Annotated in this window: 1 pseudogene; it reads left to right on the top strand. The window is 60.1% G+C overall.

Features of this window, described 5'->3' with window-relative positions:
* Positions 1–114: 114 nt before the first annotated feature.
* A pseudogene (locus UN63_RS16875) lies at positions 115–674 on the top strand (3-oxoacyl-ACP synthase); the annotation flags it as partial.

Raw genomic sequence — 674 nt, 5'->3', positions numbered from 1 at the left:
TTATCCCGCAGATGGCACCAAATACAAAGGCTGCCGAAGTTTCCTGTACATGACTACTTGGGGTCACCAAGGCATAATCGGCAGCATCCACCTTAATCGAAAATAGGGCATCCCATGCGCTACGCCAATATTACCGGTTGGGGGAAATGCCTGCCTCCCGCCGCCCTGAGTAACGACGACCTCAGCACCTTTATTGATACTTCCGATGACTGGATTCATAGCCGTACCGGTATTCGCTCCCGTCGAATTGCCCATGTTAGTACCTCTGCTTTGGCCTCGGTGGCGGCCAGCCACGCCCTGGCCGCCGCCGGCATGCAAGCGAACCAGCTGGACTGCATTATCATGGCCACCGCCAGCCCGGACAGCATGGTGCCCAGCGCCGCCTCGGCGGTGCAGCAGTCACTGGGTGCAGGCCGCGCGGCGGTATTCGACATCAACGCAGCCTGCACCGGTTTTATTTATGGCCTGAGCGTGGGCAGCGCCCTGATCAAGGCCGGCAGCATGCAACGGGTACTGGTGATCGGCGCCGAACGACTGACTCACTATCTGGACTGGACCAAGCGGGATACCGCCGTACTGTTCGGAGACGGCGCCGGTGCCGTGATACTGGAAGCCAGTGACCAGCCGCTGGGGCTGCTCGCCGACAAGCTTGGCTGCGACTCAGAAGCCAGAAA

It is taken from the genome of Oceanisphaera arctica (assembly GCF_002936955.1).
Taxonomy (GTDB): Bacteria; Pseudomonadota; Gammaproteobacteria; order Enterobacterales; family Aeromonadaceae; genus Oceanimonas; species Oceanimonas arctica.
This window is presented reverse-complemented; position numbering and strand designations above follow the sequence as displayed.